The 22051-nt window shown below is 61.2% G+C and carries 22 protein-coding genes; 20 read left to right on the plus strand and 2 right to left on the minus strand.

What is annotated here, in order from left to right; translation table 11 throughout:
• The first annotated feature begins 19 nt into the window (after positions 1 to 19).
• The 8 genes from H043_RS0113775 to H043_RS0113810 all read left to right on the plus strand — a co-directional run bounded on the left by H043_RS0113775 (position 20) and on the right by H043_RS0113810 (position 7203).
• A complete protein-coding gene (locus tag H043_RS0113775; protein ID WP_003174668.1) occupies positions 20 to 205 on the plus strand; it encodes a Trm112 family protein in 186 nt (61 codons plus the stop codon).
• Positions 202 to 966, plus strand: coding sequence for a 3-deoxy-manno-octulosonate cytidylyltransferase (gene kdsB, locus H043_RS0113780; RefSeq protein ID WP_027612342.1), 765 nt, complete (start codon positions 202 to 204; stop codon positions 964 to 966). Before H043_RS0113775 ends, kdsB begins: the two co-directional genes overlap by 4 nt.
• On the plus strand, positions 966 to 1430 hold the full coding sequence (locus tag H043_RS0113785) for a low molecular weight protein-tyrosine-phosphatase (RefSeq protein ID WP_027612343.1): 465 nt from the start codon (positions 966 to 968) through the stop codon (positions 1428 to 1430). Before kdsB ends, H043_RS0113785 begins: the two co-directional genes overlap by 1 nt.
• Positions 1427 to 2446 (plus strand): UDP-N-acetylmuramate dehydrogenase, encoded by a 1020-nt coding sequence (gene murB, locus H043_RS0113790; RefSeq protein ID WP_027612344.1) that lies wholly within the window; start codon positions 1427 to 1429, stop codon positions 2444 to 2446. The genes H043_RS0113785 and murB overlap by 4 nt, the downstream gene beginning before the upstream one ends.
• A gap of 395 nt (positions 2447 to 2841) precedes the next feature.
• Positions 2842 to 3312: a (2Fe-2S)-binding protein gene (locus tag H043_RS0113795; protein WP_027612345.1), complete on the plus strand. Its 471-nt coding sequence runs from the start codon at positions 2842 to 2844 to the stop codon at positions 3310 to 3312.
• Positions 3309 to 5630, plus strand: a complete 2322-nt coding sequence (locus H043_RS0113800; RefSeq protein WP_027612346.1) for a xanthine dehydrogenase family protein molybdopterin-binding subunit — start codon at positions 3309 to 3311, stop codon at positions 5628 to 5630. Before H043_RS0113795 ends, H043_RS0113800 begins: the two co-directional genes overlap by 4 nt.
• Entirely contained in the window at positions 5630 to 6610 is a 981-nt protein-coding gene (locus tag H043_RS0113805; protein WP_027612347.1) for an XdhC family protein, read from the plus strand. The genes H043_RS0113800 and H043_RS0113805 overlap by 1 nt, the downstream gene beginning before the upstream one ends.
• The gene (locus H043_RS0113810; protein WP_027612348.1) at positions 6607 to 7203 is read left to right on the plus strand and encodes a nucleotidyltransferase family protein; all 597 of its coding nucleotides are present in this window, start codon (positions 6607 to 6609) and stop codon (positions 7201 to 7203) included. Before H043_RS0113805 ends, H043_RS0113810 begins: the two co-directional genes overlap by 4 nt.
• 189 nt (positions 7204 to 7392) lie before the next feature.
• Here H043_RS0113810 and rne read toward each other — a convergent pair whose 3' ends face one another.
• Positions 7393 to 10629, minus strand: a complete 3237-nt coding sequence (rne, locus tag H043_RS0113815; RefSeq protein ID WP_027612349.1) for a ribonuclease E — start codon at positions 10627 to 10629, stop codon at positions 7393 to 7395.
• Positions 10630 to 11328: 699 nt separating this feature from the next.
• On the opposite strand from rne, the gene rluC reads away from it, so the two are divergent.
• From rluC to sppA, 3 genes are read left to right on the plus strand one after another with little or no spacing between them, the layout of a single operon-like run.
• On the plus strand, positions 11329 to 12291 hold the full coding sequence (gene rluC, locus H043_RS0113825; RefSeq protein WP_027612350.1) for a 23S rRNA pseudouridine(955/2504/2580) synthase RluC: 963 nt from the start codon (positions 11329 to 11331) through the stop codon (positions 12289 to 12291).
• Positions 12278 to 12940: an HAD-IA family hydrolase gene (locus H043_RS0113830; protein WP_027612351.1), complete on the plus strand. Its 663-nt coding sequence runs from the start codon at positions 12278 to 12280 to the stop codon at positions 12938 to 12940. The genes rluC and H043_RS0113830 overlap by 14 nt, the downstream gene beginning before the upstream one ends.
• A 24-nt stretch (positions 12941 to 12964) precedes the next feature.
• The gene (sppA, locus tag H043_RS0113835) at positions 12965 to 13954 is read left to right on the plus strand and encodes a signal peptide peptidase SppA (RefSeq protein ID WP_027612352.1); all 990 of its coding nucleotides are present in this window, start codon (positions 12965 to 12967) and stop codon (positions 13952 to 13954) included.
• Positions 13955 to 14006: 52 nt separating this feature from the next.
• Here sppA and H043_RS0113840 read toward each other — a convergent pair whose 3' ends face one another.
• Positions 14007 to 14585: a nucleoside triphosphate pyrophosphatase gene (locus H043_RS0113840; protein WP_027612353.1), complete on the minus strand. Its 579-nt coding sequence runs from the start codon at positions 14583 to 14585 to the stop codon at positions 14007 to 14009.
• A gap of 105 nt (positions 14586 to 14690) precedes the next feature.
• Between H043_RS0113840 and H043_RS0113845 the strand changes: the two genes are divergently transcribed.
• The 9 genes from H043_RS0113845 to mltG all read left to right on the plus strand — a co-directional run bounded on the left by H043_RS0113845 (position 14691) and on the right by mltG (position 22048).
• The gene (locus H043_RS0113845) at positions 14691 to 15218 is read left to right on the plus strand and encodes a YceD family protein (RefSeq protein ID WP_003204262.1); all 528 of its coding nucleotides are present in this window, start codon (positions 14691 to 14693) and stop codon (positions 15216 to 15218) included.
• A gap of 13 nt (positions 15219 to 15231) precedes the next feature.
• Positions 15232 to 15414 carry a 50S ribosomal protein L32 gene (gene rpmF / locus H043_RS0113850; protein ID WP_003179396.1) on the plus strand — a complete coding sequence of 61 codons (183 nt, stop codon included), beginning with the start codon at positions 15232 to 15234 and terminating at the stop codon, positions 15412 to 15414.
• Between the two features lie 4 nt (positions 15415 to 15418).
• Complete coding sequence (gene plsX / locus H043_RS0113855) at positions 15419 to 16429, plus strand: phosphate acyltransferase PlsX (protein ID WP_080963300.1); 1011 nt, start codon at positions 15419 to 15421, stop codon at positions 16427 to 16429.
• A 122-nt stretch (positions 16430 to 16551) separates the two neighbouring features.
• Positions 16552 to 17490 (plus strand): ACP S-malonyltransferase, encoded by a 939-nt coding sequence (gene fabD / locus H043_RS0113860; RefSeq protein ID WP_027612355.1) that lies wholly within the window; start codon positions 16552 to 16554, stop codon positions 17488 to 17490.
• A gap of 16 nt (positions 17491 to 17506) precedes the next feature.
• Positions 17507 to 18247, plus strand: coding sequence for a 3-oxoacyl-ACP reductase FabG (fabG, locus tag H043_RS0113865; RefSeq protein WP_027612356.1), 741 nt, complete (start codon positions 17507 to 17509; stop codon positions 18245 to 18247).
• A gap of 196 nt (positions 18248 to 18443) precedes the next feature.
• Positions 18444 to 18680, plus strand: a complete 237-nt coding sequence (gene acpP, locus H043_RS0113870; RefSeq protein ID WP_003175607.1) for an acyl carrier protein — start codon at positions 18444 to 18446, stop codon at positions 18678 to 18680.
• Positions 18681 to 18788: 108 nt separating this feature from the next.
• Positions 18789 to 20033: a beta-ketoacyl-ACP synthase II gene (gene fabF, locus H043_RS0113875; protein ID WP_027612357.1), complete on the plus strand. Its 1245-nt coding sequence runs from the start codon at positions 18789 to 18791 to the stop codon at positions 20031 to 20033.
• Positions 20033 to 20848, plus strand: coding sequence for an aminodeoxychorismate lyase (gene pabC / locus H043_RS0113880; protein ID WP_027612358.1), 816 nt, complete (start codon positions 20033 to 20035; stop codon positions 20846 to 20848). The genes fabF and pabC overlap by 1 nt, the downstream gene beginning before the upstream one ends.
• A gap of 3 nt (positions 20849 to 20851) precedes the next feature.
• A complete protein-coding gene (gene mltG, locus H043_RS0113885; protein ID WP_027612359.1) occupies positions 20852 to 22048 on the plus strand; it encodes an endolytic transglycosylase MltG in 1197 nt (398 codons plus the stop codon).
• Positions 22049 to 22051 lie beyond the last annotated feature (3 nt).

Raw genomic sequence — 22051 nt, forward strand, 5'->3', positions numbered from 1 at the left:
CTTTATCCAGGGAATGTTCATGGACACCAAATTGCTCGATATCCTCGCGTGCCCGATCTGCAAAGGCCCGCTCAAGCTCAGCGCCGACAAGACCGAACTGATCAGCAAGGGTGCCGGTCTGGCCTATCCGATCCGCGACGGTATCCCGGTGATGCTCGAAAGCGAAGCGCGCACCCTGACCACTGACGAGCGTCTGGATAAATGACCACTGCTTTCACCGTTGTCATTCCGTCGCGTTACGCCTCGACCCGCCTGCCGGGCAAACCGCTGCTGGATATCGCCGGCAAGCCGATGATCCAGCATGTCTGGGAACAGGCGAGCAAAAGCAGCGCCAGCCGTGTGGTGGTGGCAACTGACGATGCGCGCATCGTCGAGGCCTGCAAGGTGTTCGGCGCGGAAGTGGTGCTGACCCGTGAAGACCACAACTCCGGCACCGATCGGCTGGCGGAAGTAGCGGCGAAGCTGGGTCTTGCGCCGGACGCGATCGTGGTCAACGTGCAGGGTGATGAGCCGCTGATCCCGCCAAGTGTGATCGATCAGGTCGCGGCCAATCTCGCGGCCCACACCGAAGCGCGTATGGCCACCCTGGCTGAGCCGATCGAAGACGTTGAAACCCTGTTCAATCCGAACGTGGTCAAGGTCGTCAGCGACCTCAATGGTCTGGCGCTGACCTTCAGCCGCGCAACCCTGCCGTGGGCGCGTGACGCCTTCGCCAAGAGCCGCGAGCAGTTGCCGGAGGGCGTGCCGTACCGTCGCCACATCGGCATTTACGCCTACCGCGCCGGCTTCCTTCAGGACTTCGTGAACTGGGGCCCGTGTTGGCTGGAAAACACTGAATCCCTCGAACAACTGCGTGCCTTGTGGCATGGCGTGCGGATTCATGTCGCCGACGCGTTGATCGCGCCGCCAACCGGCGTCGACACCGTTGAAGACCTCGAGCGCGTTCGACGCCTGCTGGAGGCCTGATGCGCATTCTGTTCGTGTGCCTGGGCAACATCTGCCGTTCGCCCACCGCTGAAGGCGTGCTGCGCCACAAATTGCGCACAGCCGGGCTGGCGGATCAGGTCGAAGTGGCCTCCGCCGGCACCGGTGACTGGCACGTCGGCAATCCGCCGGACAAGCGCAGCCAGGCTGCAGCCAAACTGCGTGGTTATGACCTGTCGGCGCAACGCGCGCAGCAGGTCAGCCGCGCCGATTTCGCCAGTTACGACCTGATTCTGGCCATGGACAACAGCAACCTGCGCAACCTCAAGGCGCTGCAACCGTCCACTGGCAAGGCCGAGCTGGACCTGTTCCTGCGGCGTTATGCCGGTGTGGTCGATGAAGTGCCGGATCCGTACTACGACGGCGATCAAGGCTTCGAGCAGGTGCTGGACCTGATCGAAGCAGCCTGTGACCAACTGTTGATCGAAGTGAAGGGCCGGTTATGAGTTTGCAGCTTCAATCACAGGTTTCGCTGAAACCGTTCAACAGTTTCGGCGTCGACGTTCGCGCGCAGTTGTTCGCCGAGGCCCACAGCGACGCCGACGTGCGCGAAGCCCTTGCCTATGCGAGTGCCCATGATCTGCCGTTACTGGTGATCGGCGGCGGCAGCAACCTGCTGCTGACAGCAGACATTCCGGCGCTGGTGCTGCGCATGGCCAGCCGTGGCATTCGGCTGATCAGCGATGACGGCAACCGTGTGGTGATCGAAGCCGAAGCCGGCGAGCCGTGGCATCCGTTCGTGCAGCACACGCTGGCGCAGGGTTTTTCCGGTCTGGAAAACCTCAGCCTGATCCCCGGCACCGTGGGCGCGGCGCCGATGCAGAACATCGGCGCCTACGGCGTCGAGATCAAGGATGTGTTCGCCGGGCTGACCGCGCTGGATCGCCAGACCGGCGAGCTGCGCGACTTCAGCCTGGAAGAATGCAACTTCGCCTACCGCGACAGCCTGTTCAAGCAGCAGCCGGGGCGTTGGCTGATCCTGCGGGTGCGCTTCAAGCTCGATCGTGTTGCGCATCTGCATCTGGAATACGGCCCGGTGCGTCAGCGCCTGACCGAGCAAGGCATCGAGCAACCGACACCCAGCGACGTCAGCCGCGCGATCTGCAGTATCCGCAGCGAAAAACTGCCGGATCCGGCGGTGCTCGGCAATGCCGGCAGTTTCTTCAAGAATCCGCTGGTGTCGGCGGCGCTGGTCGAGCAGATCAAGGCGCAGCACCCGGATCTGGTGGCCTATGCGCAAGCGGACGGGCAGATGAAACTGGCCGCCGGCTGGTTGATCGAGCGCGCTGGCTGGAAAGGTTTCCGCGAGGCCGATGCCGGCGTGCATAAATTGCAGGCGCTGGTGCTGGTCAACTACGGCACCGCCACCGGCCTGCAATTGCTGGAGCTGGCGCAACGCATCCAGAAAGATATTGCCGAACGTTTCAATGTCGAACTGGAAATGGAGCCGAACCGCTATTGAGGCTACGCTTCAGGTCGGTATCCAAAGCCCTGCACTGAACAAAAAGTGCAGGGCTTTTTTGTTAACGGTGGGTTAACTTAGCCAGCTAACGATAACCGTCATTTGCTCCACCAAAGGCCCGGTGCAGACGTTCGCGTCGGCACAAGAGAGCCTGTGCCAACCACATATCAGTCAGCGATGACCCTGTGGCGAGGGAGCTTGCTCCCGCTGGGGCGCGTAGCTGCCCCGCTTTCAAGAAGGGCCTGCTCCGCAGTCCAGCGGGAGCAAGCACCCTCGCCACAGGCTCAGTGTTCGGCTTCACTGATGTGTATTGGCCCATTAGCCTGAGTCGATCTGCGTGAACCACCGCCAGTTCTGCTCGACCCCATAACCACCAAGAATATGCGGGCGTGCCCATGATTACCCTGAAACTCAATGGCCAGGATCACCCACTGGATGTCACCGAAGACATGCCGCTGCTGTGGGCAATCCGTGATGTCGCCGGATACAACGGCACCAAATTCGGCTGCGGCATGGGCCTGTGCGGTGCCTGCACCATTCATATCGACGGCTTGCCGGCGCGCAGTTGCATCACGCCGATCGGTTCGGTGGTCGGGCAAAACGTCACCACCATCGACAATCTGCACGCCGATCCGGTCGGGCAGGTGGTGCAGCAAGCCTGGCTCGATAGCGCCGTTGCGCAGTGTGGTTTTTGTCAGGGCGGGCAGATCATGTCCGCCACCGCGTTGCTCAAGACCAACCCCGATCCGAGCGACGAGCAGATCGAAGAGGCAATGGTCGGCAACATTTGCCGGTGCGGCACCTACAACCGGATCAAGACCGCGATCCGCCAGGCCTCGACTCACTTGAAGGAGGCCAAGGCATGAGCCGCTTGCCGAATGATTTCGCCCTGAGCAATCTCAGCCGCCGTGGCTTTCTCAAGGGCGTCGGCGCCACGGGCGCATTGGTGCTGGCCGCGAGCTGGGGCTGGCAGGATGCACTGGCTGAAGACAAACCGAAGAAGTTCGGTGCCGACGGCATGCCCAATGGCTGGATCGACGATCCCAAGGTCTACGTCAGCATCGCCGCGGATGGCACGGTCACCGTGGTCTGCAACCGCTCGGAAATGGGCCAGGGCGTGCGCACCAGTTTGAGCATGGTGGTCGCTGATGAACTGGACGCCGATTGGGCCAAAGTCAAAGTGCAACAGGCGCCGGGTGACGAAGTACGTTTCGGCAACCAGGACACTGACGGTTCGCGCAGCATGCGTCACTGGTATGAACCGATGCGCCGCTGCGGCGCGGCGGCCCGGACCATGCTCGAACAAGCCGCCGCCGCGCAATGGCAGGTGCCGGTGGGCGAGTGCCAGGCGCAGCTGCACAAAGTCCTGCACAAACCGTCCGGTCGCGAGCTGGGTTACGGCGAACTTGCCGCTGCAGCCAGTGCACTGGCGGTGCCGGCGCGTGACAGCCTGCGCCTCAAGCAGCCGTCAGAGTTCCGCTACATCGGCAAGGAAGGCACCAAAGCCATCGACGGTGCCGATATCGTCAACGGGCGCGCGGTGTACGGCGCGGACGTGCATTTCGACGGCATGCTCTACGCCACCATCGCCCGTCCGGCGGTGTACGGCGGCAAGGTCAAGTCGCTGGATGACAGCGCCGCGCTGAAGGTTCCGGGTGTGCTGAAGGTCATGCAGATCGAGAGCCGTCCGCTGCCTTCGGAATTCCAGCCGCTGGGCGGCGTAGCGGTGATTGCCAGCAATACCTGGGCGGCGATCAAGGGCCGCGAGGCGCTAAAGATCGAATGGGACGACGGCCCCAATGCCAGTTATGACTCGATCGCTTATCGCAAGGAACTGGAAGCAGCGTCGCGCAAACCCGGCAAAGTGGTGCGCAACACTGGCGATATCGACAAAGCCCTGAGCGGCGCCGCCAGCAGCCTCGAAGCGTCCTATTATCTGCCGCATCTGGCGCAGGCACCGATGGAGCCGATGGTCGCCATCGCGCGCTACGACAAAGGTGTGTGTGAAGCGTGGGCGCCGAGTCAGGCGCCGCAGGTAACTCGCGAGCGCATCGCCGAGCGCCTCGGGCTGCCGTTCGACAATGTCACCTTCAACGTCACGCTGCTCGGTGGCGGTTTCGGCCGTAAATCGAAGCCGGATTTCGTCGTCGAAGCAGCGATCCTTGCCAAGGAGTTCCCCGGTAAAGCCGTGCGGGTGCAATGGACCCGCGAGGATGACATCCACAACTCGTATTTCCACACGGTGTCCGCCGAGTACCTGAAGGCCGCTGTCGGCAAGGACGGCATGCCCTCCGGCTGGCTGCATCGCACAGTGGCGCCGAGTATTACGGCGCTGTTCGCCCCGAGCATGAACCATGAAGCGGTGTTCGAACTGGGCATGGGTTTCACCAATATGGCTTACACGATTCCCAACGTGCGCCTGGAAAACCCCGAAGCCACGGTGCATACCCGCGTCGGCTGGTATCGCTCGGTGTCGAACATTCCTCACGGTTTTGCGATTCAGAGTTTCGTCGATGAACTGGCGCACAAGGCTGGCGTCGATCCGCTCAAGTACCAGATCAAGTTGCTCGGCCCGGATCGGCAGATCGACCCGCGTACCCTGAGTGAGGAGTGGAACTACGGCGAATCCCCCGAGCGCTACCCGATCGACACCGGGCGCATGCGCGCGGTATTGGAAACCGCGGCCAAGGCTGCCGGCTGGGGGCGCCAATTGCCCAAGGGCCGAGGCCTCGGTCTGGCGGTGCATTACAGCTTCGTCACCTATGTGGCGGCGGTGATCGAAGTCGAGGTCAAGGACGACGGTACGCTGATCGTGCACAAGGCTGACATCGCCGTCGATTGCGGGCCGCAGATCAACCCTGAACGTATCCGTTCGCAGTTCGAGGGCGCGTGCGTGATGGGCCTGGGCAACGCGGTGCTGGGTGAAATCAGCTTCAAGTACGGCAAGGTCCAGCAGGACAACTTCCATATGTACGAAGTGGCGCGCATGTCGCTGGCGCCGAAGGAAATCGCGGTGCATTTGGTGACGCCGCCGGGCGACGTGCCGTTGGGTGGTGTCGGTGAACCCGGCGTGCCGCCGATTGCGCCGGCACTGTGCAATGCGATCTTCGCCGCCACCGGCCAGCGCATCCGTAACTTGCCGGTGCGTTATCAGTTGCAGGGTTGGCAGAAGGCGCAGGCGTAATGGATAGCGCCGATCTCAACGTCCTGCGCAGCGTGCTTGAATGGCGCCGCGCCGGGCAGCGGGTGGTGCTGTTCAGTGTGGTGCAGACCTGGGGCACTGCGCCCCGGGCACCCGGCGCGATGCTCGCGTTGCGCGAGGACGGCGTGGTGATCGGCTCGGTGTCCGGCGGTTGTGTCGAGGATGACTTGATCGCCCGTCTGCACGACGGGCGCATCGCCAGCGACGGGCCACCGGTGCAACTGATTACCTATGGCGTCACCCGCGAGGAGGCGGCGCGTTTCGGCTTGCCCTGTGGCGGCACGCTGCGCCTGACCGAGGAGCGGGTCGCTGATCCGGCGTGGGTCGCCGAGTTGCTCGCCCGTTGTGAAACGCATGAAATTGTCGCCCGCGAGCTGAACATCGAAACCGGTGAAGTTGTGCTATCAGCGGCGAGCAAATCCGATGTGCTGGCATTCGATGGTAAGACCCTGCGCGCTATTTATGGTCCGCGCTGGCGTCTGTTGTTGATCGGCGCCGGGCAGCTGTCGCGTTACGTGGCGGACATGGCGCGGCTGCTGGATTTCGAAGTGCTGATCTGCGATCCGCGTACCGAGTTCGTCTACGGTTGGGAAGAGCACCACGGTCGCTTTGTTCCGGGTATGCCGGATGACGCGGTGTTGAGCATTCAGACGGACGAACGCACAGCCATCGTCGCGCTGACTCACGATCCCCGTCTGGATGATATGGCGTTGCTCACCGCGCTCGATTCGCCGGCCTTCTATGTCGGTGCACTCGGATCGCGGGTCAACAGCCAGAAGCGCCGGGACAATCTGGCTCAGCTGGGCTTGTCACCCGAGGCGATCAACCGTTTGCACGGGCCGATCGGTTTGCACATCGGCAGTCATTCGCCAGCGGAGATTGCCCTGTCATTGTTGGCGGAGATCGTCGCGATCAAGAACGGCGTCGAGTTGAAACAGAAGAAAGTCGTGGAGGGCGCATGAGTCGATCTATCGCAGTGATTGTGCTGGCGGCGGGCGAGGGCAGTCGCTTTCGCCAGGTTGCCGGTGCCGACAAGGACAAGTTGCTGGCCGATTGCACCGGGCGTGATGGCGCGGTGCGCTCGGTGATCGAGCAAGTGTTGCTGAATCTGCCGGCCAACCTCGACAAGCGGGTGCTGGTGACCACTGAAGCGCGGCCGCAGGCGATGCGCATGGCTCAGGCTTATGGCTGTGACGTGGTCTCGATTGAATCGACCGGGATGGGTGACAGTATTGCGGCTGGCGTTGCGGTTTGTCCGGATGCAGATGGCTGGCTGGTCGTGTTGGGGGACATGCCGTTTATCCTGCCGTCGAGTATTGAGCGGGTAGTGGCGGCAATGACCGATGACGCGGTGAGTGTGCCGGTGCAGGAGGGCGAATTTGGGCATCCGGTGGGGTTCGGGCGTTCGTTCGGGCCGGGGTTGCAGGCATTGAGTGGTGATCGCGGCGCCAGGCCTTTGTTCAAGCAGGGCAGGGTGATTGAGGTAGCGGTGGATGATCCCGGGGTGTTGTGGGATATCGATGTGCCCGATTCTCTTGTATTCCCCCAATCCTGAGCCTCCTGCAGAGCTTTTGTGGGAGCGGGCTTGCTCGCGAATGCGGAGCGTCAGTGACTTCCAGGGTGGCTGACACACCGCATTCGCGAGCAAGCCCGCTCCCACATTGAAGGGTGGTGAAGCTTGAACTGGAGACATGAAAAAGCCCCGCCTAATTGCTCAGGCGGGGCTTTTTATTGGCTTTCGGAATCAGACGAGCGGTTTAGGCTCGTGTTCTTTTTCCTCGGCCGCCTGGTGATGCTCGACCGCGTCCTGAACGGAGCGTGGTGCCTCGGCGATCACCGACTCAACCACGGCCTCTTCAGTCACAGCAGCAACTTCGACCACTTCAGCAGCCGGAGCAGCAGCGGCAGCCAGTTCGGCTTCCTTCTGCAGACGCTCGGCTTCACGCTTGCGGCGACGCACTTCACGTGGGTCGTTTGGCGCACGGCCGTTTGGCGTCAGGGCGCTGACCGGAGCGGCTTCAACCACTGGAGCAGGGGCTTCGGCAACCACTGGCGCTTCGACCACCGGTGCTTCAACCACTGGCGCTGGAGCAGGTTCAGCGGCTTCGACCACTGGCGCGGCAGCCTTGGCTTCTTCAACCACTGGGGCTTCTGCCACTGGCGCTGGAGTTTCAGCGACGGCAGGCTCGGCAACCCAGTTGAACGCGGTCTGTTCTTCGCGAACTTCACGCACGGTTTCGGTCACGGTTTCAGCGACGGTTTCAGCAACCGGCTCTGCGGCCAAGACTGGCGCCTCAACGGCAGGTTGTGCAGCGGCTTCAACCTGAGGCAGAGTTTCTTGAACCGGTGCCACTTCGACTTCCGGAGCAGCAACCACTTCCACTGGGGTAGTGGCCTCAACAACCGGCGCTTCCACTGGAGCGGTTTCCTGAACAGCGGCGGTGGCGCGTTCGGCTTGCTCGTGAGCCTGTGCTTCGGCCGGAGCGCTGATCACGCTGCTGGCAACAGCGGCAGTGACGGCCAGGCCGGCAGCCAGATCGGCAGCGCTTGGTGCTGGTTCAGCGTGTTCGCCGGACTCGGACTCTTCCGAACCTTCGATCACGTTGCCGTTGGCATCACGCTGACGCTCGCGACGGTTGCTGCGACGACGCTGACCACGGGAGCGACGACGTGGACGATCGCCTTCGGCGTTGTCCTGACCGTCTTCCGGCAGTTGCTCTTCGTTGCTGTTCACTTCTTCTTCAGCAACGGCAGCAGCCTGCTCGGCACGCGGTTGACGCTCTTCACGCGGTGGGCGTGGAGCGCGCTCTTCGCGAGGCTGACGGGCCGGACGCTCTTCTGCGACCACAGCGGCAGCGGCAGCCGCTACGGGTGCAGCCGGAGCGGCGTCCAGTGGTTCGCGCAGTTCACGTACACGCTCTTCACGCTCGCCACGTGGCTTGCGGTCTTCGCGCGGCGCACGTGGTGCACGTTCTTCACGCGGAGCGCGGGGTGCGCGTTCTTCGCGAGCGGCCGGTGCTTCGCTGCGGGCTTCACGCGGCTCGCGGACTTCACGGGCTTCACGTGGCTGACGCTCTTCACGCGGCTCGCGTGGGGCGCGCTCTTCACGCGGAGCACGTTCTTCGCGCGGCTTGCGCTCTTCATCGCGGCGACCGTTACGGTTGCGGCTCTGCTGACGACCGTTGCGACGCTCTTCGTTGCGCGCTGGACGCTCGGTGGCCGGTTTTTCAACGACGACCGGAGCGGCTGGCTCTTCTTTGGTCGCGAACAGGCTGACCAGCGATTTCACCAGGCCTTTGAACAGGCTTGGCTCTGGCGCGGCAACTGGAGCCGGTGCAGCAGCGGCAGGCGCGGCGACTTCGGTCGGCACCGGCGCATTGGCACGGGCCGGCGCAGTCTTGACCGCGGCTTCCTGGCGAACCAGGGTGCGGGTCGCAGCGGCTGGCTGGACTTCTTCGACTTCGGCAGCGGCAGCAGCGATTTCGTAGCTGGACTGGTTGGTCGCAGCTTCCGGGCTGTCGTCACGCAGACGCTGAACTTCGAAGTGCGGGGTTTCCAGGTGATCGTTCGGCAGAATGACGATACGGGCACGGGTGCGCAGTTCGATCTTGGTGATCGAGTTGCGTTTTTCGTTGAGCAGGAACGCGGCGACCGGGATCGGCACCTGGGCGCGCACTTCGGCAGTGCGGTCTTTCAGGGCTTCTTCTTCGATCAGGCGCAGGATTGCCAGCGACAGCGATTCGACGTCACGGATGATGCCGGTGCCGTTGCAGCGCGGGCAGACGATGCCGCTGCTTTCGCCCAGCGATGGACGCAGGCGCTGACGGGACATTTCCAGCAGGCCGAAGCGCGAGATGCGGCCGATCTGCACGCGAGCGCGGTCGGCTTCCAGGCATTCGCGGACTTTCTCTTCCACGGCGCGCTGGTTCTTGGCAGGGGTCATGTCGATGAAGTCGATGACGATCAGGCCGCCGATGTCGCGCAGGCGCAACTGACGGGCGATTTCTTCGGCGGCTTCAAGGTTGGTCTGCAGCGCGGTTTCTTCGATGTCGCTGCCTTTGGTGGCGCGCGCCGAGTTGATGTCGATGGACACCAGGGCTTCGGTCGGATCGATGACGATGGAGCCGCCGGAAGGCAGTTCGACGACGCGCTGGAAAGCGGTCTCGATCTGGCTTTCGATCTGGAAACGGTTGAACAGCGGAACGCTGTCTTCGTACAGCTTGATCTTGCTGGCGTACTGCGGCATCACCTGGCGGATGAAGGTCAGGGCTTCGTCCTGGGCTTCAACGCTGTCGATCAGCACTTCGCCGATGTCCTGGCGCAGGTAATCGCGGATGGCGCGGATGATCACGTTGCTTTCCTGATAGATCAGGAATGGCGCGGAGCGATCCAGCGAGGCTTCTTTGATGGCGGTCCACAGTTGCAGCAGGTAGTCGAGGTCCCACTGCATTTCTTCGCTGCTGCGGCCCAGGCCGGCAGTGCGCACGATCAGACCCATGTCGGCTGGAGCAACCAGACCGTTCAGCGCTTCACGCAGTTCGTTGCGCTCTTCGCCTTCGATGCGACGGGAGATACCGCCGGCACGCGGGTTGTTCGGCATCAGCACGAGGTAACGACCGGCCAGGCTGATGAAGGTGGTCAGGGCGGCGCCCTTGTTGCCACGTTCTTCTTTTTCGACCTGAACGATGACTTCCTGGCCTTCGCTCAGGACGTCCTTGATGTTGACGCGGCCTTCAGGGGCTTTCTTGAAGTATTCGCGGGAGATTTCTTTGAGGGGCAGGAAGCCGTGGCGCTCGGAGCCGAAATCGACAAAGGCAGCCTCAAGGCTTGGTTCGATGCGAGTGATACGGCCTTTGTAGATGTTGGCCTTTTTCTGCTCGCGTGCACCGGATTCGATGTCCAGGTCGTAGAGGCGTTGGCCATCTACCAGTGCAACACGCAACTCTTCGGGTTGAGTTGCGTTAATCAGCATTCTTTTCATGTAGTACCGTCGGTTTCCGGGCTGCCGGAAACGGCGTTCGGCACACACGACTTCTCACGGTCGGTGTCAGGTGCGTCGGGAGTGGTTGGCCATTCCCGTGTCCAGCGATGTCAGGCCAATTGGGCCGATATCGCGACGTACGCGTCCTGCTTGCTGTGGCTACTTAAGCACTCAGTCAGGAGGAGGAATCAACCAGCGGCTGTGGACGAGATGAAGCGTCTTGATAAAGCCTATTGCTACACAGTCCGGCGGTTGTGCATCTCCACCCTACACGTATCCCTGATAATTCGGGTGCTGCCGCGCGCAGAATCCGCAGCGGGTTGGCATTTACCGTGAGCTCCGAAAGGGGAGGTCACGCATCATGGCTAATTCAGGCGATGTTTCCGAAGCTTTTGCTCGGGGTCATCTGCAGCTGACTGCACTTTGTGAACTGGCCTTGAATGTGTGCCTGTCAGGCGAGTGAAAACTCTGCTCGACGGTGTAATTCAGGCCTCATGTCACCTGCGCTTGTTACAACTGCAAACTCCACCGTTACGTAGCGAAAGCCCCGTAGGACGGCCTCGCGTCCTGGTGAATTGCGTTGGTCAGGGCCGGTTTTTGACCGTGGTTCCGCTGTCCAGGCCGCTTTTGGCGGCGTTCGCGACTATAGCAGCAATGATTAAGTGCTTCAATTCCATAAAAATTGTTATCATCCGCGGCATGACAACTACTGCCCCTTCGACTCCAGGCGTTCAACTGCTTGAAGTCTCGCCGGAGTATGCCGGCCAACGAATTGACAATTTCCTCCTTGCCCGGCTCAAAGGCGTGCCCAAGACCTTGATTTACCGCATTTTGCGTAAAGGCGAAGTGCGCGTGAACAAGGGGCGGATCAAGCCCGAATACAAGCTGCAGGCCGGCGATATCGTGCGCGTGCCGCCGGTTCGCGTGCCTGAGCGCGACGAGCCGGTGCCATTGGCTCAAGGCCTGTTGCAGCGGCTGGAAGCCTCGATTATCTACGAAGACAAAGCCCTGATCGTGATCAACAAGCCCGCCGGCATTGCGGTTCACGGCGGCAGCGGCTTGAATTACGGGGTGATCGAAGCCTTTCGTCAGTTGCGCCCCGATGCCAAGGAGCTGGAGCTGGTTCACCGTCTCGACCGTGACACTTCCGGCCTGCTGATGATCGCCAAGAAGCGCAGCATGTTGCGGCACTTGCACGCCGCCTTGCGCGGTGACGGTGTCGACAAGCGCTACATGGCGCTGGTGCGCGGCAATTGGGCGACCTCGATCAAGCAAGTCCGTGCGGCGCTGGGCAAGAGCAATCTGCGCTCCGGCGAGCGCATGGTCGAGGTTGACGAGGAGGAGGGCAAGGAGTCGGTGACCGTGTTCAAGGTCCTGCGTCGTTTCGGCGACTTTGCCACCCTGATCGAAGCCAAGCCGATCACCGGTCGCACCCACCAGATCCGCGTCCATACCTTGCACGCCGGGCATTGCATTGCCGGCGACACCAAGTACGGCGATGACGGTTTCAGCAAGGAAATCCGTGATCTGGGCGGCAAACGTCTGTTCCTGCACGCCTACATGCTGACCGTGCCGCTGCCCGATGGCGGTGAGCTCAAGTTGCAGGCACCAGTGGATGAAATGTGGGCCAAGACCGTGGAGCGATTGAGTGCGCCCATCTGATTACAAGCTGCTGATTTTCGATTGGGACGGCACCCTCGCTGATTCCATTGGTCGGATTGTCGAGGCGATGCATTCTGCGTCCGCGCGTTCCGGTTTCGAGTTGCGTGATGATTTTGCCGTCAAGGGCATCATCGGTCTGGGCTTGCCCGAGGCGATCCGCACCTTGTACCCGGACATCAGCGATGCCGAGATGACCCTGTTTCGCGAGTATTACGCCGACCACTACATCGCGGCAGAAGCCGTGCCTTCGCCGCTGTTCGAAGGCGTAGTGGAGTCGATGGCGTCGTTTCGCGAGCAGGGCTACCACCTGGCGGTCGCGACCGGCAAGAATCGTCGCGGGCTGGATCGGGTGCTCAAAGCCAATGGCTGGGAAGACTATTTCGATATCACCCGTGCCGCCGACGAGACCGCGAGCAAGCCGCATCCGCTGATGCTCGAGCAGATTCTCGCGCATTGTCGCGTGCGGCCCGAGCAGGCGCTGATGGTCGGGGATTCGTCCTTCGATCTGCTGATGGCACGCAATGCGGGTATGGCGTCGGTGGCGGTCAGCTACGGCGCGCAGTCGATCGAGTCGCTGCAGCAGTTCGAGCCGCGCCTGTCGATCGACCGTTTTAGTGAATTGCACGCCTGGCTGGGGCAGCAGGCTTAATACGTTTTTGCTGGGGTACAGCGCATGACCGACGAATGGAAAGCACCGGCCAAGGCAAGTGCCGACGACGGTGACGAGAAAAGCTGGAAGCTGCTGGAAAAGACTTTGCTGGCCAGTGTGCAGGAGCAGCGTCGCTCGCGGCGTTGGGGGATCTTCTTCAAGCTGCTGACGTTTGTTTATCTGTTTGTTGCGCTGATCCTGTTCACGCCGCTGATGGACATGGAAAAGAGCGCCACCCGTGGCCCGAACTACACCGCGCTGATCGACGTCACCGGCATGATCGCCGACAAGGAGCCTGCGAGCGCTGACAATATTGTCGGCAGCCTGCGTGCAGCCTTCGAGGACAAGAAGGTCAAGGGCGTGATCCTGCGGATCAACAGTCCGGGCGGCAGTCCGGTGCAGTCGGGTTATGTGTATGACGAGATCAAGCGTCTGCGCGGCCTGCACCCGGATACCAAGGTGTACGCGGTGATTTCCGATCTCGGTGCGTCCGGTGCCTATTACATCGCCAGTGCGGCGGATCAGATCTATGCCGACAAGGCCAGTTTGGTCGGCTCCATTGGTGTAACGGCGGCCGGTTACGGGTTTGTCGGCACCATGGACAAGCTCGGCGTCGAGCGTCGCACTTATACCTCGGGCGAGCACAAGTCGTTTCTGGATCCGTTCCAGCCGCAGAAGCCTGACGAAACCGCATTCTGGCAGACCGTGCTGGATACTACGCACAAGCAGTTCATCAACAGTGTCAAACAGGGTCGTGGCGATCGCCTGAAGGACAAGGAGCATCCGGAACTGTTCTCCGGGCTGGTCTGGTCCGGCGAGCAGGCGCTGCCGTTGGGCTTGATCGATGGTCTGGGCAATGCCAGTTCCGTGGCGCGGGATGTGATCGGCGAGAAAGAGCTGGTGGATTTCACTGTGCAGGAATCGCCGTTCGACCGCTTCTCGAAGAAACTTGGCGCCAGTGTGGCTGAGCAGTTGGCGATGTGGATGGGGTTCCACGGGCCATCGTTGCGTTAAGCGTGGTGCAGTGTTGAAAAGAAACCGGCCTCAATGGCCGGTTTTTTGTGCGTTAAGGGATTTGCACGCCCTCGGCCAGCAGCATGTCGATCAGGCGAATCAGCGGCAGGCCGATCAGGCTGGTGGCGTCAGGCCCTTCGGTGGATTGGAACAGGCTCACGCCCAAACCTTCGGCCTTGAAGCTGCCGGCGCAGTCGTAGGGCTGCTCCAGGCGCAGGTAGCGTTCAATTCGCACCTCGTCGAGCTGACGCATGTGCACGGTAAACGGCACGCAGTCGACCTGGCAGTGGCCGGTCTGGCTGTTGAGCAGGGCCAGGCCGGTGAGGAAGGTCACGCTGGCGCCGCTGGCGGCGAGTAGTTGCTCGCGAGCCTTGTCGAAGGTGTGTGGCTTGCCGATGATCCGATCGCCGAGCACTGCGACCTGGTCCGAGCCAATAATCAGATGAGCGGGATGGCTCGCGGCGAGTGCGCGGGCTTTCTGTTCGGCGAGGCGCTTGACCAGTTCGATGGCGGATTCGCCCGGCTGATGGCTTTCGTCGATATCCGGTGAGCTGCAGACGAACGGCAGGTGCAGGCGGGCGAGTAATTCCCGGCGATAAGTCGAGCTTGAGGCGAGTAATAAAGGCAGCATTGGCGTCTCCTGAGGCAGGTGCGAATTCTAGCGGAGGTACGCAAGTGACGGACAGGGCACAATTTCCTTTGACATGGGTGGGTGCATCCCTATAATGCTGCGCCTATGTTGAATGACCCGATTCCACCTCACGTTGACCCGCGCAAATTGGCTGACCGTGGCACCACCCTCCAAGGTGAACTGCTGCTGGCCGATTTGAAGAGACTCTGCGACCCGCTTTCCGACGATGTCGGTACGGTGCAGGCCAAATTCGTTTTTGAACGAGATGAACGTAAATCTGTGGTGATCCACAGCTTTATCGACACCGAAGTCAAAATGGTTTGCCAGCGTTGTCTTGAGCTGGTCACCCTGCCGATCCACAGCGAATGCAGTTACGCTGTAGTGAAGGAGGGTGCGAATACCCAGTCGTTACCGAAAGGTTATGACGTGCTGGAACTGGGCGAAGATCCATTGGATCTGCAGTCACTGATCGAGGAGGAGCTTCTGCTCGCCTTGCCCATTGTGCCTGCTCATCATCCGGAAGAATGCCAGCAGCCGGCGGGAGCAGATGAACCCGAACCGAGCGAGGACGAGGTAACGCGGTCCAACCCGTTCAGTGTATTGGCGCAGTTAAAGCGTGACCCAAACGTTTAGGAGTTAATCAATTATGGCTGTTCAGCAGAACAAAAAATCCCGCTCTGCCCGTGACATGCGCCGTTCGCACGACGCTCTCGAGGCTAGCACCCTGTCTGTAGAAAAAACCACTGGTGAAGTTCACCTGCGTCACCACGTATCGCCAGAAGGCGTATACCGTGGCCGTAAAGTGATCGACAAGGGCGCTGACGAGTAATCACTTGTCCGCTCAAGTCATCGCGATTGACGCAATGGGCGGGGACTTCGGTCCCCGCAGCATTGTTCAGGCCAGCCTTGCTTGCCTTTCTGCTACGCCCTCGCTGCACCTGACCCTCGTCGGTCAACCCTCCCTACTTGAAGAACTGATCAACGGCCAATCGGCTGCCGATCGCGCGCGCCTGACAATTGTCCCGGCGTCTGAAGTCATCACCATGGACGAAAAGCCGACCCAGGCCTTGCGTGGCAAGCCGGACTCGTCGATGCGTGTCGCCCTTGAACTGGTGCGTGACGGCAAGGCTCAGGCCTGTGTCAGTGCTGGCAATACCGGGGCGTTGATGGCGTTGTCGCGTTTCGTGCTCAAAACCTTGCCGGGTATTGATCGGCCGGCGATGGTGGCGGCGATTCCGACGCAGAAGGGTTATTGCCAGTTGCTCGATTTGGGCGCCAACGTCGATTGTAGCGCCGAGCATCTGTTGCAGTTCGCGGTGATGGGCTCGGTGGCGGCGCAGACGCTGGGCATCGCCCGGCCGCGTGTCGCGTTGCTGAATATCGGCACCGAGGACATCAAGGGCAATCAGCAGGTCAAGCTGGCGGCGACCTTGTTGCAGGCGGCGCGCGGCATTAACTACATCGGTTTTGTCGAGGGCGATGGCCTGTATCGCGGCGAGGCGGATGTGGTGGTCTGTGACGGTTTTGTCGGCAATATCTTGCTCAAGTCCAGCGAAGGCCTGGCGACGATGATCGCCGCGCGCATTGAGGCCTTGTTCAGGAAAAACTTTGCTTCCCGCGTGGTAGGTGCTTTGGCCCTGCCATTGATGAAGCGCCTGCAGGCGGATCTCGCACCAGCGCGACATAACGGCGCAAGCTTCCTCGGCTTGCAGGGTATCGTGGTGAAAAGTCACGGTTCGGCCGGGGTTCAGGGCTTTCAGAGTGCGATTCAGCGCGCGCTGATCGAGATTCAGGAGAACCTGCCCGAACGCCTCCACGGCCGTCTGGAGGATCTGTTGTCTTAGGCGTTTTCGTCGGACAATGCTTAAATGTGACCGCCCGGTTCAAAGGGCCATCCAACTGTCAGTTTCTTGCGTCCCCCAGTGGGGCGTCATTTTCGACGACAAGATCATTAGGGGCTTGTTACATGTCTGCTTCCCTCGCATTCGTCTTTCCAGGACAGGGTTCGCAGTCCCTCGGCATGCTGGCCGAGCTGGGCGCGGAATATCCGTTGATCCTCGAAACCTTCAAAGAAGCCTCCGCTGCTCTGGGCTATGACCTGTGGGCACTGACCCAGCAGGGCCCGGAAGAGCTGCTCAATCAAACCGACAAAACCCAACCGGCCATTCTGACCGCTTCGATCGCCCTGTGGCGTCTGTGGCTGGCTGAAGGTGGCGCGCGTCCGGCATTTGTTGCCGGTCACAGCCTGGGTGAATACAGCGCGCTGGTTGCTGCCGGCAGCCTGAGCCTGGCCGACGCGGTGAAGCTCGTTGAGCGCCGTGGCCAGTTGATGCAGGAAGCCGTTCCGGCCGGGCAGGGCGGCATGGCTGCCATCCTCGGTCTGGAAGATGCCGACGTGCTGGCAGCCTGTGCCGAAGCGGCGCAGGGCGAAGTGGTCAGCGCGGTGAACTTCAACTCGCCGGGTCAGGTCGTGATTGCCGGCGCCAAGGCTGCGGTTGAGCGTGCCATCGAGGGCTGCAAGGCCCGTGGCGCCAAGCGTGCCATGCCGTTGCCGGTGAGCGTGCCGTCGCATTGCGAACTGATGCGTCCGGCTGCCGAACGCTTTGCCGAATCCATCGCCGCCATCGACTGGCAGGCACCGCAGATCCCGGTCGTACAGAACGTCAGCGCGCAAGTGCCGGCCGATCTGGAGACCCTCAAGCGTGATCTGCTCGAACAACTGTACAAGCCCGTTCGCTGGGTTGAATCGGTTCAGACCCTGGCTGCCAAGGGCGCTACCAGTCTGGTCGAGTGCGGCCCGGGCAAAGTGCTGGCCGGTCTGAACAAACGTTGCGCCGAAGGCGTTTCGACTTCCAATCTCAACACCCCAGACGCTTTCGCTGCCGCCCGTGCAGCGCTGGCCTGAATCAGGAGAAACTTGCATGAGTCTGCAAGGTAAAGTTGCACTGGTCACCGGTGCAAGCCGCGGTATCGGCCAGGCTATCGCACTGGAACTGGGTCGTCAGGGCGCCATCGTTGTTGGCACTGCGACCTCCGCCAAGGGTGCCGAGGCGATCGCTGCCACGCTCAAGGAGCACGGCATTCAAGGTACCGGCCTGGAGCTGAACGTCACCAGCGACGAATCCGTTGCCGCCGTGATCGCGAGCATTCAGGAGCAGTTCGGCGCGCCGGCGATTCTGGTCAATAATGCCGGCATCACCCGCGATAACCTGATGATGCGCATGAAAGACGATGAATGGTATGACGTGATCGATACCAACCTGAACAGTCTGTATCGCCTGTCCAAGGGCGTTTTGCGTGGCATGACCAAGGCGCGCTGGGGCCGAATTATCAGTATTGGCTCGGTGGTGGGTGCCATGGGCAACGCAGGCCAAGTAAACTATGCAGCCGCCAAGGCCGGTCTGGAAGGTTTCAGCCGTGCGATGGCGCGTGAAGTCGGTTCGCGTTCGATTACGGTCAACTCGGTAACCCCTGGGTTCATCGACACCGATATGACCCGCGAACTGCCGGAAGCACAGCGTGAAGCCTTGCAGACGCAGATTCCGCTGGGCCGTCTGGGACAAGCTCAAGAGATCGCCTCGGTGGTCGCTTTTCTTGCATCCGACGGTGCGGCATACGTCACTGGGGCTACAATCCCGGTGAACGGTGGGATGTACATGTAAGTAAAATGTGACGGATTGCTTCAAAAAAATGTCATACGAGCTGTCTAAAATCCGTTATAAAGCTGCAATCTATTTATAGGCAGAGGGCCGCAGGGTTTGAGGAGTGAAGCTTTCAGTTGAAAAGCTGAAAAGCCTTTCTATACACTTACCCACTGGCCAGCTGCCTGAATTTGTCCATTAGGAGTGAAAACAAGGTATGAGCACCATCGAAGAGCGCGTCAAGAAAATCGTTGCCGAGCAACTGGGCGTTAAAGAAGAAGAAGTGGTCAACACTGCTTCCTTCGTTGAAGACCTGGGTGCCGACTCCCTTGACACCGTTGAGCTGGTGATGGCTCTGGAAGAGGAATTCGAGACCGAAATCCCTGACGAAGAAGCTGAGAAGATCACTACTGTACAAGCTGCAATCGACTACGTTACTAGCCACCAGGCGTAATAGTTTGTAATCGTTGTCTGCTGTCATGGAAAAACCGCACTGCCATCATGGCGTGCGGTTTTTTCTTTAGGCCTGATGCAAAGTCGTCATTTGAAAAAGGAGAGTGCTGTGTCGCGTAGACGCGTCGTAGTCACCGGTATGGGTATGTTGTCGCCACTGGGCACGGATGTGCCGAGCAGTTGGCAGGGCATTCTGGCTGGCCGCAGTGGCATTGGTCTGATCGAACACACCGACCTTTCTGCCTATTCCACCCGTTTTGGCGGCTCGGTAAAGGGCTTCAATGTCGAGGAATACCTGTCGGTCAAGGAAGCACGCAAGCTCGACCTGTTCATTCAGTACGGTCTGGCCGCGGGTTTTCAGGCTGTTCGCAACGCCGGTCTGGAAGTCACCGACGCCAACCGTGAGCGCATTGGCGTGGCCATGGGCTCGGGCATCGGCGGTCTGACCAACATCGAAGAAACCAGCCGTACCCTGCATGAGACGGGCCCGCGTCGAATTTCGCCATTCTTCGTGCCAGGCTCGATCATCAATATGATTTCCGGTTTTCTGTCCATCCACCTGGGTGCACAGGGGCCGAACTACGCCATTTCCACTGCTTGTACCACCGGTACGCACTGCATTGGCATGGCCGCGCGCAACATCATGTACGACGAAGCCGACGTAATGATCGCCGGTGGTGCCGAGATGGCCGCGTGCGGTCTGGGCATGGGCGGCTTCGGCGCGTCCCGTGCGCTGTCGACCCGCAACGACGAGCCGACTCGCGCCAGTCGTCCATGGGACAAGGGTCGTGATGGCTTCGTGCTGTCTGACGGTGCCGGTGCGCTGGTACTCGAAGAACTCGAGCACGCCAAGGCCCGTGGCGCCACGATCTACGCCGAGCTGATCGGCTTCGGCACCAGTGGCGATGCGTTCCACATGACGTCGCCACCCGCTGATGGCGCCGGTGCAGCCCGCTGCATCACCAATGCGCTGCGCGATGCGAAGATCAACATCGACCAGGTGCAGTACATCAACGCCCACGGTACTTCGACCCCGGCCGGCGACCTTGCCGAAGCCAACGCGATCAAGACCGTGTTCGGTGAGCACGCCTACAACCTGGCGGTCAGCTCCACCAAGTCCATGACCGGTCACCTGTTGGGTGCGGCGGGCGCGGTCGAGGCGATCTTCAGCGTACTGGCGATCAACAGTCAGGTGGCACCGCCGACCATCAACCTCGATGAGCCGGATGAAGGCTGCGATCTCGATTTCGTGCCGCACACTGCGCGCAACATGGACATCGACGTCGTACTGTCCAACTCCTTCGGGTTTGGCGGCACCAACGGCACGTTGGCATTCCGCCGGTTCGCCGGTTGATGGACAGCTGGGTCGACGGTCAACCGGCTGACGCTCTGTCGCTGAAAGATCGCGGCCTGGCTTACGGTGATGGTCTGTTCGAGACCATTGCCGTGCACGGCGGCCAGCCGGTATTGCTGGATCGTCACCTGACGCGTTTGGCCGAGGGCTGCTCGCGTCTGGCCATCGCCGGGGATATCGAGCGGGTTCGCAGCGAGCTACTGGCTTATGCCGCGGCAATGGGCGAGGGCGTGCTCAAGCTCATTCTCACCCGTGGTGACGGCTTGCGTGGCTACGCGCCCGATCCTGCGGCGCAGGGCCGACGCATTCTGCAAGGCAGTCCGCCTGCGGCTTATCCTGCCGTGCATGGCGAGCAGGGCGTGCGCCTGTTTCCCTGCGTCACGCGGTTATCCAACCAGCCGTTGCTGGCCGGTCTCAAGCATCTGAATCGTCTGGAGCAAGTGCTCGCCCGCGCCGAATGGCACGATGGCGAACATGCCGAAGGCTTGATGCTTGATCAGGCCGGGCGCGTCATCGAAGGCGTATTCAGCAACCTGTTTCTGGTGCGCGACGGCGTACTGATCACCCCGGATCTGAAGCGCTGTGGCGTGGCCGGTGTGATGCGTGCTGAAATATTGTTTCAGGCCGAGTCATTGGCCATCCCTATCCAAATCACCGACATCAGCCTCGAACAGCTGCAATGGGCTGATGAAGTCTTTATGTGCAACAGCGTGTATGGCGTCTGGCCGGTACGCGCCTACGCTGCACTGAGCTGGCCGGTTGGCCCGCTCACCCGTAAACTGCAAACCATTGCCCGTGCGCTACTGGATGCCTGATTCGTGAGACGTAAACTCTTGCTGCTGCTGGAAACCGGACTGGTTCTGGCAGGGCTGCTGATGGGCGCCAGCGCCTGGAAAATTCATTCGGCGCTGGAACAGCCCCTGAACATCACGCAGGAAGAACTGCTGGATGTGCCGAAAGGCTCGACGCCGACCCGTACCTTTCTTGAACTTGAAACCGATGGGGTCATCAAGGACGCCTTCTGGTTGCGCATCTACTGGCGCTTCAATCTGGCCGGCACACCGATCCATACCGGCGAATACCGCATGCAGCCGGGCATGACTGTCAACGGTCTGATCGACCTGTGGAAGCGCGGCGAAGTGGTGCAGTACAGCCTGACACTGGTCGAGGGCTGGAATTTCCACCAGGTCCGTGCCGCGCTGGCAAAAGACGAAAAGATCGAGCAGACCCTCAAGGGCTTGAGCGACAGCGAAGTGATGGAGAAAATCGGCCATCGCGGGCTGTTCCCGGAAGGGCGATTCTTCCCGGATACCTACCGCTTTGTGCGCGGTGTTTCCGACGTCGAATTGCTGAAGAAAGCCTTCGACCGCCTCGACGAGGTGTTGTCCAAGGAGTGGGAGAACCGCTCCGCTGATGCGCCGTACAGCGAGCCATATCAGGCGCTGATCATGGCCTCGCTGGTAGAGAAGGAAACCGGTGTGCCGCAGGAGCGTGGGCAGATTGCCGGCGTGTTCGTGCGCCGCATGGCGCTGGGCATGCAGTTGCAAACCGACCCGACCGTGATCTACGGCCTGGGCGATCGCTACACCGGCAAGTTGACCCGTGCTCATCTCAAGGAGCCGACGCCCTACAACACCTATGTGATTCCCGGATTGCCGCCGACGCCGATTGCCATGGTCGGCCGCGAGGCGATTCACGCCGCGCTCAATCCGGTGGAAGGCAACAGCCTGTATTTCGTCGCCCGTGGCGATGGTAGCCATGTGTTCTCTGATGACCTTGATGCGCACAACAGTGCAGTGCGCGAGTTCCAGCTCAAGCGCCGCGCCGATTACCGCTCCAGCCCGGCCCCGGTGAATGCGCCGGCTGTTCCGGCTTCGGCGACCGAGGAGGCGACTCCTGCGGCGTCCCCGGATACCGCGCCTGAAGCGCTGCCGCAGGTTCCCGCTCAGGAACCCGCACCGACGCCGGCTCCTGCTGCCGAACCCGCGACGACCGCACCGCAAAACGCGCAATGACTT

Origin of the sequence: Pseudomonas sp. URIL14HWK12:I6 (assembly GCF_000514195.1) — a bacterium.
GTDB classification, from domain to species: domain Bacteria; phylum Pseudomonadota; class Gammaproteobacteria; order Pseudomonadales; family Pseudomonadaceae; genus Aquipseudomonas; species Aquipseudomonas putida_A.